This is a genomic window from Pseudomonas sp. ABFPK (genome assembly GCF_001586765.1).
Lineage (GTDB): Bacteria > Pseudomonadota > Gammaproteobacteria > Pseudomonadales > Pseudomonadaceae > Aquipseudomonas > Aquipseudomonas asiatica.
Genome location: NZ_LQXW01000012.1, coordinates 37512 through 52676, shown reverse-complemented (window position 1 = coordinate 52676; position 15165 = coordinate 37512). Strand labels below are relative to the sequence as shown.

Sequence of the window (15165 nt, the reverse complement as noted above, 5' to 3'; positions counted from 1 at the left end):
AAGTTGAAGTCAACTTCAAGTCAAGGGCCCGAAATGGACATTGCCGACGTCGCCAAGCGCACAGGCGTACCCGCCTCGACGCTGCGCTACTACGAGAAGAAAGGCCTGCTCAAGTCACTCGCCGGGCCTGGCCAGCGGCGTCAGTTCGCAGCCGATGTTGCAGACCGGCTGGCGCTGATCGCCCTGGGCCAGGCTGCGGGGTTTTCGCTGGATGAAGTGGGGGCGATGCTGGTGGACCTGCAGGTCGACCGGCAGATGCTGATCGCCAAGGCCGACGAACTGGATGCACGAATCAGGCGCTTGCAGGCGATGAGCAAGGGCCTGCGGCATGCGGCGCAGTGCCCTGAGGAAGATCACCTGGAATGCCCGAAATTCCAGCGGCTGATGAAGCTGTCGGCGGCAGGGCATGGGAAAAAACAGGGCAGTTCAACAGTTGCCTTTAAGCGGCCAGGATAAAACCACCATCTGGATGCATCATCATCTGAATAGAGTAATGGCAATACGATATCAATACGCCACTACTCAGTGTAGAGTTACGCGCCTCCGCGCCCAGCCGTGCGCCGAGAACAGTACTCACACTCAGGAAATGTTGCATGTCCACAATTCGAAATCTGACCGCTGCCGCACTGATAGCGCTGACCACTGGTTGTGCTACCGGCCTCAATTCGACCCAAGAGTCGGAACTTGCCAGCTATCGCGCCAGAAACCTCGCGGTTGAAGAAAAAAGCCCAGGGCTTGCTGCCGGCCTTGGCCTGCTTCCAGGTGGCGGCTCGTTCTATGGTCGTGCATATGGCTTTGGCGTGGTGAACCTGCTGTTCTGGCCGCTTTCCATTCTGTGGGACCCGGTGAGTGGGCATGACGCTGCAGAGATGATCAACTACCAAGCCACCAAAGCCCATGTTGTAACGCTGAAAAAGCACGACATGGACGAGCTCGATGCCAAGCTGGAATCCGACTCGATCGACCTCAAGCGCTACACGCTCGACAAACGCAGAATCGATGAGAAATACAACCTGTAAGGGCATCTGCCGCACAGCGCGACGCTCGGCCTTTCAATAGTTGAAGCCATACACGATGTATGGCTTTCGCCTTGCACTAACGGCATCTCACTCAAGGATTATTAAAGTGACCTACTTCCGTGTGTTTCTGGTCTCGGTATTTATTGCCCTTTGCACAGGGTGCGCTTCGCCTGCTCAAATCTCCGGAATGTCCGTGGCATCCGACCAGACCGATGCGCAGTTTTACGATCAACGCCTGCATCGCAATATTCAGGTAACCGAAGTAAATGGCGGAGACGCCACCAACCCGCTCTGGACTTCGGAAATCGACGGCCCGGACTTCGGTGCTGCACTCAAACAATCACTTGCCAGTGCTGACCTGCTTGGCGAAGCACCTGCCGCCTACACCCTGCGCGCCAACCTGCTACGCGTCGACCAACCCATTTTTGGCCTGGACTTCGAAGTTACCTGCGAGGCTGAATATACGTTGACCGAGTCCGCTACAAACACCGTAATTTTCCGAGAGATCATCAGGACGCCCTTTACCGCTGGCGTTGGCGACTCCGTTATCGCGATCAAGCGCCTGCGCCTGGCCAATGAAGGTTCGGCACGCACAAATATCCACACGCTGCTGAAGCGCCTGAAGGAACTCAAACTTGAGACCAGACAGGTTTCTTTGAAGTAATGAACGCCTGCTGATAGCGGCTTTCGATGCGGGTAGGACGACAGCGCCTACTCCGCTGCATCGGCGCGGTCGCGGCAGGACTGGCGGCCAAACCAGAGCGAAGTTGGGTAATGCGAGAAATCCTTGAAAATTCAAGGACCTGAAATGGAGGCGGCCCCACCAGCCACACCCCGGCACTCGATGTTCCCGCTATGGCTGCTCCCTTCCGGGCCTGACCAGGTTAACGGGTAATCAATGCGGGGGGACCGATGGGGCCACCACTACAAGGCTCGCTGAACAGCGAGTGGCGCCATTGTACCGGTCTTGGGGGCAGATACAACCTCTGGAGGAGAAAAAGTCATCATTTCTCAATGACTTGTCCGGGCCGGGGTGGCCTGGAGCTGCCAATTCGCGGGTGAACCCGCTCCTACAGGGTTAGCGCTGACAGCAAGACCAGCGCAGGACTTGTGAGAGCGGGCGTGTCGAGGCGTCGAACCGCCGCGAAGCAGGCAACGCGGTGGATGGCACGGGTTTCGCCCGTGTTCGCGGGCATGCCCGCTCCCACAAGGACCGCGCAAGCCACAGGGGATTGCGCAGGGCGTTAGACAGCGATGCCCTGTTCGCCCAGGAAGGTGACGAAGGCATCTTCATCAAGCACCTTCACGCCCAACTCACTGGCCTTGGCCAGCTTGGACCCCGCACCCGGCCCCGCCACCACGCAGTGGGTCTTGCCGGAAACCGAACCGGCCACCTTGGCCCCCAGGCTTTCCAGCTTTTCCTTGGCGATGTCGCGGCTCATGCGCTCCAGGGTGCCGGTCAGCACCCAGGTCTGGCCGGCCAGCGGCAAGCCTTCGGCCACTTTCTTCTCGCTGCTCCAGTGCATGCCGAACGCCAGCAACTGTGCCTCGATGTCCCGGGCCAGCTTCTGGTTGGCTTCATCCTTGAAGAACTCGCGCACGGCTTCGGCCTGCTTGGCCGCCAGGGCCTGACGCAGGTCGATACCGTCGGCGGCGATGATCTTGTCCAGGCTGTCTAGCTTGGCCACCAGCTTCTCGGCACCGGTCGGGCCAACGGAGGCGATGTCGAGTTTGGCGATCATCCCGGCCAGGGTGGTGCTGGCAGCGAATTCGGCAGCCAGCTCGCCTTCGTCCTGCAGTTGCATGCCGCTGTCGAGCAGCTGCTTGATGACCTTGCGGTTGTGCTCGTCCTCGAAGAAGTTGTGGATCTCGTACGCCACCTCCAGGCCGATGTCCGGCAGGTAGGTGAGCACTTGCGGCAGCGCTTGCTGCACGCGCGCCAGGCTGCCCAGCGAGCGGGCCAGCACCTTGGCGGTCTCCTCGCCTACGTCCGGGATACCCAGGGCGTAGATGAAGCGCGCCAGGCCCGGGCGCTTGCTGGCTTCGATGGCATCCAGCAGCTTCTTGCTGGACACTTCGGCAAAGCCTTCCAGGCCGACGATCTGGTCGAATTCCAGCTTGTACAGGTCGGCCGGCGAGCCGATCAGGCCTTCGTCCACCAGTTGCTCGACGCTCTTCTCGCCCAGGCCGTCGATGTCCATGGCGCGGCGTGACACGTAGTGGATGATTGCCTGCTTGAGCTGGGCGCCACAGGCCAGGCGACCGACGCAGCGGTACACCGCCCCCTCGCTGGTGGTTTCCTTGCCCTTGCTACGCTTGACCAACTGGGTACGCTCGACCTGCGAGCCGCATACCGGGCACTCACTCGGCACCTGCACCGGGCGCGCATCTTCCGGGCGGCGCTCCAGCACCACCTGCATCACCTGCGGAATCACGTCACCGGCGCGGCGGATGATCACCGTGTCGCCAATTCGCAGGCCCAGGCGGGCGATTTCGTCCATGTTGTGCAGGGTGGCGTTGGACACGGTCACACCGGCCACCTTGACCGGCTTAAGGCGCGCCACAGGCGTTACCGCGCCGGTGCGGCCGACCTGGAACTCGACATCCAGCACCTCGGTCAGCTCCTCCATGGCCGGGAACTTGTGGGCAATCGCCCAGCGCGGCTCACGAGCACGGAAGCCCAGTTCGCGCTGGGCGGCCAGGCTGTTGACCTTGAACACCACGCCGTCGATTTCGTAGGGCAGGCTGTTGCGTCGCTCGCCGATGTCGCGGTAGTAGGCCAGGCATTCTTCGATACCGGCGGCATGCTTGAGTTCGCGGCTGATCGGCAACCCCCACGCCTTGAGCTGTTCGAGGATGCCGATGTGGCTGTCGCCAATGCTCGCAGACACCTGGCCGACGCCATAGCAACAGAACTCCAACGGCCGGCTGGCGGTGATTTTCGAGTCCAGCTGACGCAGGCTGCCGGCTGCGGCGTTGCGCGGGTTGGCGAAAGTCTTGCCACCGGCTTCGGCCTGGGCGGCGTTGAGCCGGTCGAAACCGGCCTTGCTCATGTACACCTCGCCGCGCACCTCCAGCACCGCAGGCCATCCCTCGCCTTGCAGCCTGAGCGGGATGTTGCGCACGGTGCGTACGTTGGCACTGATGTCTTCGCCGGTGGTGCCGTCGCCACGGGTGGCGCCCTGTACGAGCAGACCGTCGCGGTACAGCAAGCTCACGGCCAGGCCGTCGAGCTTGGGCTCGCAGCTGTAGTCGACCGCACCGGGCTGGTCGAGGCCGTCTACCACGCGGCGGCCGAACTCACGCAGGTCGGCTTCTTCGAAAGCGTTGCCGAGGCTGAGCATGGGCACTTCGTGGCGGACCTGGCTGAACGCGGCCAGGGCTGCGCCACCGACGCGCTGGGTGGGCGAGTCGGGGGTTACCAAGTGTGGGTATTCGGCTTCAAGCGCCTTGAGCTCGTTGAACAGGCGGTCGTATTCGGCATCGGGCACGCTTGGCTCATCGAGCACGTAGTAGCGGTAGTTGTGCTGGTCGAGCTCGGCACGCAGTTCGTGGATACGGGTTTCGGCGGTCATGGGATTTGTCTTCTCTTGCAAAGCAAAAGAGCAGCCTGGGGGTGGTGCCGGGGGTTTGAGGTATTTATTGCCTGTGCCGGCCTCTTCGCGGGTAAACCCGCTCCTACAGGGACACCACAAACCTCAAGGGCTGTGGTGCCCCTGTAGGAGCGGGTTTACCCGCGAAGAGGCCGGAACAGGCGATAACAACACCCGAACCGACCAGCACACCCTGAGGCTGCTCTTTCGTCTGGATCTGTCAGCGCTTCTGGGTCAGCGCACGGCGCTCGAACTCGACGATGCGCTGGCGATAGTGCTCGATGGTCTGGGCGGTCAGCACGCTGCGCTGGTCGTCCTTGAGCTCACCGTTCAGTTCGTGCGCCAGCTTGCGCGCCGCAGCCACCATCACGTCGAAGGCCTGCTTCGGATGACGCGGGCCCGGCAGGCCGAGGAAGAAGCTCACCGCGCGGGTGCTGAAGTGGTCGATGTCGTCCAGGTCGAACACGCCGGGCTTGACGGCGTTGGCCATGGAGAACAGCACCTCGCCGTGACCGGCCATGCTCTCGTGACGGTGGAAGATGTCCATTTCGCCGAAACGCAGGCCGCTTTCCAGAATGTTCTGCAGCAGCGCCGGGCCCTTGAAGCCACCCTCGTCGCGGGAGATGACGCTGATCACCAGCACTTCCTCGGCCGGCGGCAGCTCCTTGACGCTGCTGCTGGCAGGCGCCGCACCGTTGCTGCGGGTATTTTCCGCGGCAAAGTCATCATCGCTGTCGGCAAACAGGTCGGGCTCGCGTGGCTCGGCGCTGAGGTTCAGGTCGCCCTGCTGTGCATCCGCAGCAGCGGTGGCGCGCTTGCCGCGCTTGGCAGCCTTGGCCGGCTTGGGCTCGCGCTCGCGATCACGCGCAGAAGCACTGAGCGACGGCAGGTCGCTTTCATCCAGCTCAGGCTCCTTGTGGGTATCCAGCACCCGCGACGGGCCAAGCACTTCGGCATTGCCCTCTTCGTCCGGCAGGTTGGAATAACTGCGATCCAGACGGAATTTCAACTTGCCTTTCCCGCCGCGCATGCGGCGCCAGCCGTCGAAAAGAATCCCGGCAATGACAATGATGCCGATGACGATCAGCCACTCGCGCAGACCGATTTCCATGTAATCCCGTGCCTCTATAAAAATATGCTTGAAAACAAAGGGTTCAAAGCCCTTTAACACGTGGCGCCAACTCTATGTTCTGACAGGCGTTTTACCCACGCAAAAAACGAGTGACATTAAGCTAGCACGACCAAAGACAACTTTACACCGTCTGTCGCACATGGCGGGGGCATTTCGCTACGGAATATGCCCTTATCGTCGAGCATCAGGCATCGACCATGGCCATGGCCTCCTCCACGTCGACGGCAACCAGACGTGAACAGCCCGGTTCATGCATGGTCACCCCCATCAATTGATCCGCCATCTCCATGGCAATCTTGTTATGGGTGATGTAGATGAACTGCACGCTTTCACTCATTTCCTTGACCAGACGGGCGTAGCGCCCGACGTTGGCATCGTCCAGCGGCGCGTCGACTTCGTCGAGCATGCAGAACGGTGCGGGGTTCAACTTGAAGATGGCAAACACCAGCGCCAATGCGGTCAGTGCTTTCTCGCCGCCGGACAGCAGATGGATGGTGCTGTTCTTCTTGCCCGGTGGCCGCGCCATGATCGTTACCCCTGTATCGAGTAGATCTTCGCCCGTCAGTTCCAGATAAGCGCTGCCACCACCGAAAACTTTTGGGAAAAGTGCCTGTAATCCGGCATTTATCTGATCAAAGGTATCCTTGAAGCGGTTGCGGGTTTCCTTGTCGATCTTGCGAATGACGTTTTCCAGGGTCTCCAGGGCTTCGACCAGGTCGGCGTCCTGGGCGTCCAGGTAGCGCTTGCGCTCGGACTGCTGCTCGTACTCTTCGATGGCCGCCAGGTTGATCGCCCCCAGGCGCTGGATACGCGCCTCGAGCTGCTCCAGCTCCTGTTCGGTACCCTGCTCGCTGGCCTCGGCCTCGAGAGTGGCGAGCACACCTTGCAGGTCGTAGCCGTCGGCCAGCAACTGCTCCTGCAAGGTCTTGCGCCGCACATCCAGGCCCTGGCACTCCAGGCGCAGCTGCTCCAGCTGGCCACGCAGCAATTGGGCCTGCTGCTCGGCCTGGGTACGACGCTTTTCGGCGTCACGCAGTTCGCGGTCGGCTTCGTCCATGTGCAGGCGGGCCTGGCGCATTTCCTCGTCGACGCTCATGCGCCGCTCCAGCAGCTCTTCCAGCTTCAGGCGCAGTTCTTCCTGCGGGGCCTCGCCCTCTTCCAGGTTCAGGCTCAGTTGCTCCTGGCGCTCGATCAGGCGCGCGGCCTGCTGCTCCAGGCGCTCCAGTGCCTGCTGGGTGGAGTCGTGCTGGGCACGCAGCGAGCCCAGGCGGACAGCCAGCTGGTGGGCGTGATCCTTGTGCTGGCGGGCCTCCTGGCGCACGCGATCAAGGCTTTCGCGCAAAGTGTCGCGGCGGGCCATCAACTGCTCGCGCTGCTCGGTGTCCTGGGCCATCAGTTCCAGGGCCTCCTGCAGCAGCAGGCGGGCTTCGCCCAGTTGCTCATGTTCCAGAGCGCGCTGCTCTTCCAGTTCGGCCAGCTCTTCCTGCAGGCGCCGGCGGCGCAGCTCGACCTGCTCGGCACGTGCGCGGCCAGCCGACAGGTTGGCCTTCAGTTCGCCATGCAGGCGGCTTTCTTCCTGGGTGCGACGGCGCAGTTGTTCACGCTGTTCTTCAAGGTCCTGCTGCTGCTCGCGCAGGGCCTGCAGTTGCTGTTCCAACTGCTCCAGCGCCGCATCCTGCTCCAGCTGCTCCTGGCCGAGGCGCTCGATCTCCTGGCCGCGTGCCAGCACGCCGCCTTCGGCTTCGCCGCCACGGCGCACCCGCAGGAAGTGTCGACCAACCCAGTAGCCATCGCGACTGACCAGGCTCTGGCCTTCGCCGAGCGACGCGCGCTGTGCCAGCGCCCGGGCAAGGTCTTCCACGGGTTTGACCTGCCCCAACCAGGGCGACAGGTCGACACGGCCTTCGACCTTTTCCAGCAGGCTGCCGGGCAGCGACGAGCCGGTACCGCTCGCCAGCAGCAAGCGCAACTCGCCCTGCTCCAGGCCGGCAAAATCCAGATTACTGAAGTCGTCCACCAGTACAGCCTGCAGGTCGGCGCCAAGCACGGTTTCTACCGCAAGCTCCCAGCCCGGCTCAACCCGCAACCCTTCAGCCAGCCGCGGCCGTTGCTCCAGGCCTTGGCCCTGCAGCCAGTCCGCAGCACCTGCACCCGGCTCCAGGGCGGCCTGCTGCAAGGCTTTGAGCGAGGCCAGGCGGCCGCCCAGGCGTTGCAGGTCGCCCTGCGCCTGCTGTTGGGCCTGGGTGGCCTGCTGCAGTTGTTCACGCGCGCCTTCCAGGCGCTCGACCACCTGCTCTTCCGACAACTGCAACTCTTCCAGCAACATTTCGCTACTGGCCAGCTGCTCGGCCAGTTCGAGCATGGCCGCATCCTGCGGGTCGCTGCCCAGCAGCTCGCGCTCCTCGCCCAGCTTGCGTTGGCGCTCGGCCTGGCGTTCCAGGCTGGCTTCCAGCTGCTGCAGACGCGCCTGCTGCACTTCGGCCTGGCGGCGCGGCTCGGCGGAACGGCTGTTGAAGCTGTCCCACTGTTCCTGCCAACCGTGCATGCCCAGCTCGGCCTCTTCAAGGGCAGCGGCGGCTTCTTCGGCAGCGGCCAGGGTCATTTCCTGCTCGGGTTCGAGCATTGCCAGCTCTTCGCCCAAGGTAGCCAGCAGGGTGCGGTCGTGCCCGAGGTGCGACTCGGTTTCCAGGCGCGTGCGCTCGGCTTCCTTGAAGTCATCCTGCAACTGGCGCAGGCGCTGCTGGCCGTGCTGGATGCTCTGCTCGACCCGGGCGATGTCACCGGCCACCGAGTAGAAGCGGCCCTGCACCTGGTTGAAGCGCTCGGACAATTCGTGATGGCCATCGCGCAAGCGCTCGATGCTGGCATCGGCATTACGCTGCTCGGCCACCAGCGCCTCATGGGACACATCCTGGTCGCCGATCACCGCCTCGCGCTGGCGCACCCGTTCGTCCAGATCACGCCAGCGCAAGGCCGACAGGCGCGCCTTCAACTGGCGTTCCTGGGCTTTGTATTCCCGGTACTTCTCGGCTGCCTGGGCCTGGCGGTGCAGGCGCTCCAGCTGGCGTTCCAGCTCTTCGCGCAGGTCGGTCAGGCGCGCCAGGTTTTCCTGGGTGCGGCGGATGCGGCTCTCGGTTTCCCGGCGGCGTTCCTTGTACTTGGAAATACCGGCGGCTTCCTCGATGAAGTTACGCAGCTCCTCGGGCTTGGCCTCGATCAGCTTGGAGATCATGCCCTGTTCGATGATCGAGTAGCTGCGCGGCCCCAGGCCGGTACCGAGGAAGATGTCGGTGATATCGCGCCGGCGGCACTTGGTACCGTTGAGGTAGTAGCTGTTCTGCCCGTCGCGGGTGACCTTGCGGCGGATCGAGATCTCGGCGTAGGCGGCGTATTCGCCGACCAGGGTGGTTTCGCTGTTGTCGAACACCAGCTCGATGCTGGCCTGGCTGACCGGCTTGCGGCCACTGGAGCCGTTGAAGATGACATCGGTCATCGACTCGCCGCGCAGGTTCTTCGCCGAACTCTCGCCCATCACCCAGCGCACGGCATCGATGATGTTGGACTTGCCACAGCCGTTGGGGCCGACCACGGCCGCCATGTTGCTGGGGAAATTGACCGTGGTCGGGTCGACGAACGACTTGAACCCGGCCAGGCGAATGCACTTCAGGCGCATCGGTCAGCCTCGGGCCAACGCCGCCAGCACCAGTTCGCAGCTGCGCTGGCCATAGGCGGTGAGCACCTCGCGAATGCGCGGCAGGTCACGGGCGATCACGGCGTCGAGCAGGCGGGCGAACAGGTCCAGATAGTCGATCATGCTGGCCTGGCGCTGGTCCAGCGACAGGTAGTAGGCACGGCTCATCGCCGGCTGCAGGTTTTCCACGGTTTCCTGCAGGAACGGGTTGTCGGCGAACGGGTAGGCCGCCCGCATGACTGCGAAGCTGTCGGCGACGAAGGCCTTGATGTCCAGCTGGTCATGGGCCCGCTGCAGGCGCTGCTGGATCTCCAGGAACGGGCGCAGGTCGGCATCGGTGCGCCATTTTTGCGCAACCGCGTTACCCAGCAGGATGTAGAACTCGCCCATCAGTGCGCACAGGCTGCGCACACTGCGCTCGTCGAGCTCGGTCACATGGGCACCCCGGCGCGGCAGGATCGCCACCAGGTGGCGGCGTTCGAGGATCAGCAGCGCCTCGCGCACCGAGCCGCGGCTGACGTTGAGTGCCTGGGTGACCTTCTGCTCCTGGATACGCTCGCCTGGCGCCAGCTCGCCACGGATGATGCGTTCGGCCAGGTAATCGGCAATCTGCTCGGAGAGGCTGTCCGGGGCCTTGAACGTCATGGTTTTCCTTCAAAATCATTGAACTGGGCACAAGGAGCGGATTGTAGCGTACTTGGCCGCTGATCGCGCAGAGGGGCCTGGCGGTTTATTTGACCTGCAAGGCAACCACACGCCCGGCGCGATCTATGCTTGGAATATGGGCAATGTGTGCGGCCGGGCTTGGACATGAGCAATTTCTTGACCTTTGAGTCAGAAAAATATTGACCAGCTGGACAGCTCTTGCTTAGAGTCCGCCCAACAACAATAAAACCATTGCGAGGCCATCCCCGTGATCCAGTTTCTCGTAAACCAGGAGCTGCGTAGTGAGCATGCCCTGGACCCGAACATGACGGTGCTGCAGTACCTGCGCGAGCACCTGGGCAAACCTGGCACCAAGGAGGGCTGCGCCAGTGGTGACTGCGGTGCCTGCACCGTGGTGGTCGGCGAACTGACCCAGGACGACCAAGGCAACGACAGCATCCGCTACCGTAGCCTCAACTCGTGCCTGACCTTCGTCTCGTCGCTGCACGGCAAGCAACTGATCAGCGTCGAGGGTCTCAAGCACCATGGCCAGCTGCACAGCGTGCAACAGGCCATGGCCGATTGCCATGGCTCGCAGTGCGGCTTCTGTACACCCGGCTTCGTCATGTCGCTGTTCGCCCTGCAGAAGAACAGCAGCGGCCCCGACCTGCACCAGGCCCAGGAAGCCCTGGCCGGCAACCTGTGCCGCTGCACCGGCTACCGGCCGATCCTCGACGCCGCCGAGCAGAGCTGCCGCCAGCCCTGCCGCGACCAGTTCGATGCCCAGCAGGCACAGACCATCAGCCGCCTCAAGGCCATTGCCCCAACCCAGACCGGCGAACTGAACAGTGGCGACAAGCGCTGCCTGGTACCACTGACCGTGGCCGACCTGGCCGACCTGTACAGCTCGCACCCCGAAGCGCGGCTGCTGGCCGGCGGTACCGACCTGGCACTGGAAGTCACCCAGTTCCACAAGACCTTGCCGGTGATGATCTACGTCGGCCATGTGGCCGAGCTCAAGCGCATCGAAAAAACCGCCAGCCATCTGGAAATCGGCGCCGCCACACCGCTCACCGACTGCTACGGTGCGCTGAACGAGGAATACCCGGACTTCGGTGCCCTGCTGCACCGCTTCGCCTCGCTGCAGATCCGCAACCAGGGCACCCTGGGCGGCAATATCGGCAACGCTTCGCCAATCGGTGACTCGCCACCCCTGCTGATTGCCCTGGATGCGCAGATCGTCCTGCGCCAGGGCGATCGCCAGCGGGTGATGCCACTGGAAGACTACTTCATCGACTACCGCATCACCGCCCGCCAGGACAGCGAGTTCATCGAGAAGATCATCGTGCCGCGCGCCACCAGCGATTGGGCGTTCCGCGCCTATAAAGTGTCCAAGCGCCTGGACGATGACATTTCTGCCGTATGCGGCGCCTTCAACCTGAGCATCGAAGACGGCGTGGTCAGCGGTGTGCGCATCGCCTTCGGCGGCATGGCGGCGATCCCCAAACGGGCCCGTGCCTGCGAAGCGGCGCTGCGCGGCAAGCCGTGGAACCAGGCTGCCATCGAGCGCGCCTGCCAGGCCCTGGCGGAAGACTTCACCCCGCTCAGCGACTTCCGCGCCAGCAAGGAATACCGCCTGCTGACCGCCCAGAACCTGCTGCGCAAGTACTTCATCGAACAGCAAACGCCGTACATCGAAACCCGGGTGACCGCTTATGTCTAACCATCACGTAGCCAAGAGCCAGGCCGAGATGGCCGAACTGTTCAGCCAGGACCTGACAACCGGGGTCGGCCGCAGCGTCAAGCACGACAGCGCCGACAAGCACGTGTCCGGCGAGGCCGTGTACATCGACGACCGCCTGGAATTCCCCAACCAGCTGCACGTCTATGCGCGCACCGCCGACCGCGCCCACGCGCGCATCCTGCGCATCGACACCACGCCGTGCTATGCCTTCGAGGGCGTGCGTATCGCCATTACCCACGAAGACATCCCCGGCCTCAAGGACATCGGCCCGGTGGTAGCCGGCGACCCGCTGCTGGCCATCGACAAGGTCGAGTTCTTCGGCCAGCCGGTGCTCGCCGTGGCCGCCCGTGACCTCGATACCGCGCGCCGTGCGGCCATGGCCGCCATCGTCGAGTATGAAGACCTGGAGCCGGTGCTGGATGTGGTCGAAGCACTGCGCAAGAAGCACTTCGTGCTCGACAGCCACACCCACCAGCGTGGCGATTCCGCCGCTGCCCTGGCCAGTGCACCGCACCGCATCCAGGGCACCCTGCACATCGGTGGCCAGGAGCACTTCTACCTGGAAACGCAGATTTCCTCGGTGATGCCCACCGAAGACGGCGGCATGATCGTCTACTGCTCCACGCAAAACCCCACCGAAGTGCAGAAACTGGTCGCCGAAGTACTCGACGTGCCAATGAACAAGGTGGTGCTGGACATGCGCCGCATGGGTGGCGGTTTTGGCGGCAAGGAAACCCAGGCCGCCAGCCCGGCGTGCCTGTGCGCCGTGGTGGCGCGCCTGACCGGCCAGCCGACCAAGATGCGCCTGCCACGGGTCGAAGACATGACCATGACCGGCAAACGCCACCCGTTCTACGTCGAGTACGACGTGGGCTTCGACGACGACGGGCGCCTGCACGGCATCAACTTCGACCTGGCCGGCAACTGCGGCTACTCGCCCGACCTGTCCGGTTCGATCGTCGACCGCGCCATGTTCCACTCCGACAATGCCTACTACCTGGGCGATGCCACCGTGCACGGCCACCGCTGCAAGACCAACACAGCCTCCAACACCGCCTATCGCGGCTTTGGCGGCCCGCAAGGGATGGTCGCCATCGAGCAGGTGATGGACCACATCGCTCGCCACCTGGGCCGCGACCCGCTGGCGGTGCGCAAGGCCAACTACTACGGCAAGACCGAGCGCAACGTCACCCACTACTACCAGACCGTCGAGCACAACATGCTCGAAGAGATGACCGCCGAACTGGAAGCCAGCAGTGACTATGCCGAGCGCCGCGAGTCGATCCGCCGCTTCAACGCCAACAGCCCGGTCCTGAAGAAGGGCCTGGCACTGACACCGGTCAAGTTCGGTATTTCGTTCACCGCCACCTTCCTCAACCAGGCCGGTGCGCTGATCCATATCTACACCGACGGCAGTATCCACCTGAACCATGGCGGCACCGAGATGGGCCAGGGCCTGAACACCAAGGTGGCACAGGTGGTGGCGCAGATCTTCCAGGTCGATTTCAGCCGTATCCAGATCACCGCCACCAATACTGACAAGGTGCCCAACACCTCACCGACCGCTGCCTCCAGTGGTGCCGACCTGAACGGCAAGGCAGCGCAGAACGCTGCGGAGATCCTCAAGAAACGCCTGACCGAGTTCGCCGCACGGCACTACCAGGTGACCGAGGAAGACGTCGAGTTCCGCAACGGCCATGTGCGCGTGCGCGACCAGATCGTCAGCTTCGAGCAGCTGGTGCAGCAGGCCTATTTTGCCCAAGTGTCGCTGTCCAGCACCGGTTTCTACCGCACGCCAAAGATCTACTACGACCGCAGCCAGGCACGTGGCCGGCCGTTCTACTACTTCGCCTTCGGCGCCGCCTGCGTGGAGGTGGTCGTCGACACCCTGACCGGCGAATACAAGATGCTGCGCGCCGACATCCTGCACGATGTGGGTGATTCGCTGAACCCGGCCATCGACATCGGCCAGGTGGAAGGCGGCTTCATCCAGGGCATGGGCTGGCTGACCACCGAAGAACTGGTGTGGAACGCCAAGGGCAAGCTGATGACCAACGGCCCGGCCAGCTACAAGATCCCGGCAGTGGCCGACATGCCGCTGGACTTGCGGGTAAAGCTGGTGGAAAACCGCAAGAACCCTGAGGACACCGTGTTCCACTCCAAGGCCGTGGGCGAACCGCCGTTCATGCTCGGCATCGCCGCCTGGTGCGCGATCAAGGACGCCGTGGCCAGCATCGCCGACTACCGCGTGCAGCCACAGGTGGATGCGCCGGCAACGCCGGAGCGGGTGTTGTGGGGTTGCGAGCAGATGCGCAAGGCAGTGGCTGCAGCGCAACCTGCCGAGCCGGAGCTGGAAACCGTGTCTCACTGACAATGCAGGGCCCTGTGGGAGCGGGTTTACCCGCGAATGCGATAGTGGTTTCACCGCCGCATTCGCGGGTGAACCCGCTCCCACAGGGATCGCGACGCGACTATAGAGAGGTTGCATCATGCACCAATGGATCAACGCCCTCGCCGACCATCAGTCCCGTGGCGAAGCCTGCGTGCTGGTTACCATCATCGAGGAGCGCGGCTCGACCCCGCGCAATGCCGGCTCGAAAATGGTCGTCAGCGCCAGCGGCCTGTTCGACACCATCGGCGGCGGCCACCTGGAATACAAGGCCCTGCACATCGCCCGGCAAATGCTCGAAGAGCACCGCACCACCCCGCATCTGGAGCGCTTCAGCCTCGGTGCCAGCCTTGGCCAGTGCTGCGGCGGCGTCACTGTGCTGCTGTTCGAACCCATGGCCGCGGTGCAGGCGCAGATCGCGGTGTTCGGCGCGGGCCATGTCGGCCGGGCTCTGGTACCCTTGCTCGCCGCGCTGCCCTGCCGGGTGCGCTGGATCGATTCGCGCGAGCAGGAATTCCCTGCCCTGATCCCCGACGGGGTGACCAAGGTGGTCAGCGAGGAGCCGGTCGACGAAGTGGCAGACCTGCCGCCAGGCTGCTACTGCATCGTCATGACCCACAACCACCAGCTCGACCTGGAATTGACCGCCGCCATTCTCAAGCGCAACGACTTCACCTGGTTCGGCCTGATCGGCTCGAAGACCAAACGGGTCAAGTTCGAGCACCGCCTGCGCGAGCGCGGCTATGACGAGGCCGTGATGTCGCGCATGCGCTGCCCGATGGGCCTGGCCGAGGTCAAGGGCAAGCTGCCCATCGAGATCGCCGTGTCCATCGCCGGTGAAATCATTGCCACCTACAACGCCTGCTTCGGCCAGCACGATGCTGCCGCCAATGCCGGCCCCATTGCCCAGTTGCTGCCGCCCTCCCGGCGCAGCCAAGCCATTTGACGAGTG

Annotated in this window: 10 protein-coding genes and 1 other RNA gene; 6 read left to right on the top strand and 5 right to left on the bottom strand. The window is 63.5% G+C overall.

Translation table 11 applies throughout. From position 1 onward, the window contains the following. Positions 1 to 33 precede the first annotated feature (33 nt). The 3 genes from WM94_RS09485 (at position 34) to WM94_RS09475 (ending at position 1683) form a co-directional block, all read left to right on the top strand. Positions 34 to 456: a helix-turn-helix domain-containing protein gene (locus WM94_RS09485; RefSeq protein ID WP_061551050.1), complete on the top strand. Its 423-nt coding sequence runs from the start codon at positions 34 to 36 to the stop codon at positions 454 to 456. A gap of 137 nt (positions 457 to 593) precedes the next feature. Beyond that, positions 594 to 1019 carry a hypothetical protein gene (locus WM94_RS09480; protein WP_061551049.1) on the top strand — a complete coding sequence of 142 codons (426 nt, stop codon included), beginning with the start codon at positions 594 to 596 and terminating at the stop codon, positions 1017 to 1019. A gap of 106 nt (positions 1020 to 1125) precedes the next feature. Continuing rightward, entirely contained in the window at positions 1126 to 1683 is a 558-nt protein-coding gene (locus WM94_RS09475; RefSeq protein ID WP_232881343.1) for a hypothetical protein, read from the top strand. A 154-nt stretch (positions 1684 to 1837) separates the two neighbouring features. Here the strand turns inward: WM94_RS09475 and ffs are convergent. The 5 genes from ffs to WM94_RS09450 form a co-directional block, all read right to left on the bottom strand. Continuing rightward, positions 1838 to 1934, bottom strand: an RNA gene (gene ffs, locus WM94_RS09470) — signal recognition particle sRNA small type. A gap of 329 nt (positions 1935 to 2263) precedes the next feature. Beyond that, positions 2264 to 4594: an NAD-dependent DNA ligase LigA gene (ligA, locus tag WM94_RS09465; protein WP_041505748.1), complete on the bottom strand. Its 2331-nt coding sequence runs from the start codon at positions 4592 to 4594 to the stop codon at positions 2264 to 2266. Between the two features lie 238 nt (positions 4595 to 4832). Beyond that, positions 4833 to 5723, bottom strand: a complete 891-nt coding sequence (gene zipA / locus WM94_RS09460; protein WP_015271153.1) for a cell division protein ZipA — start codon at positions 5721 to 5723, stop codon at positions 4833 to 4835. Positions 5724 to 5928: 205 nt separating this feature from the next. After that, positions 5929 to 9417 carry a chromosome segregation protein SMC gene (gene smc, locus WM94_RS09455; RefSeq protein ID WP_061551048.1) on the bottom strand — a complete coding sequence of 1163 codons (3489 nt, stop codon included), beginning with the start codon at positions 9415 to 9417 and terminating at the stop codon, positions 5929 to 5931. A 3-nt stretch (positions 9418 to 9420) separates the two neighbouring features. Further along, entirely contained in the window at positions 9421 to 10080 is a 660-nt protein-coding gene (locus WM94_RS09450; protein ID WP_013973522.1) for a GntR family transcriptional regulator, read from the bottom strand. A 268-nt stretch (positions 10081 to 10348) separates the two neighbouring features. On the opposite strand from WM94_RS09450, the gene xdhA reads away from it, so the two are divergent. The 3 genes from xdhA to xdhC all read left to right on the top strand — a co-directional run bounded on the left by xdhA (position 10349) and on the right by xdhC (position 15159). Further along, positions 10349 to 11803 carry a xanthine dehydrogenase small subunit gene (xdhA, locus tag WM94_RS09445; RefSeq protein WP_061551047.1) on the top strand — a complete coding sequence of 485 codons (1455 nt, stop codon included), beginning with the start codon at positions 10349 to 10351 and terminating at the stop codon, positions 11801 to 11803. After that, entirely contained in the window at positions 11796 to 14195 is a 2400-nt protein-coding gene (xdhB, locus tag WM94_RS09440) for a xanthine dehydrogenase molybdopterin binding subunit (protein WP_039614439.1), read from the top strand. Before xdhA ends, xdhB begins: the two co-directional genes overlap by 8 nt. A 118-nt stretch (positions 14196 to 14313) precedes the next feature. Further along, positions 14314 to 15159: a xanthine dehydrogenase accessory protein XdhC gene (gene xdhC, locus WM94_RS09435; RefSeq protein WP_013973525.1), complete on the top strand. Its 846-nt coding sequence runs from the start codon at positions 14314 to 14316 to the stop codon at positions 15157 to 15159. Positions 15160 to 15165: the final 6 nt, after the last annotated feature.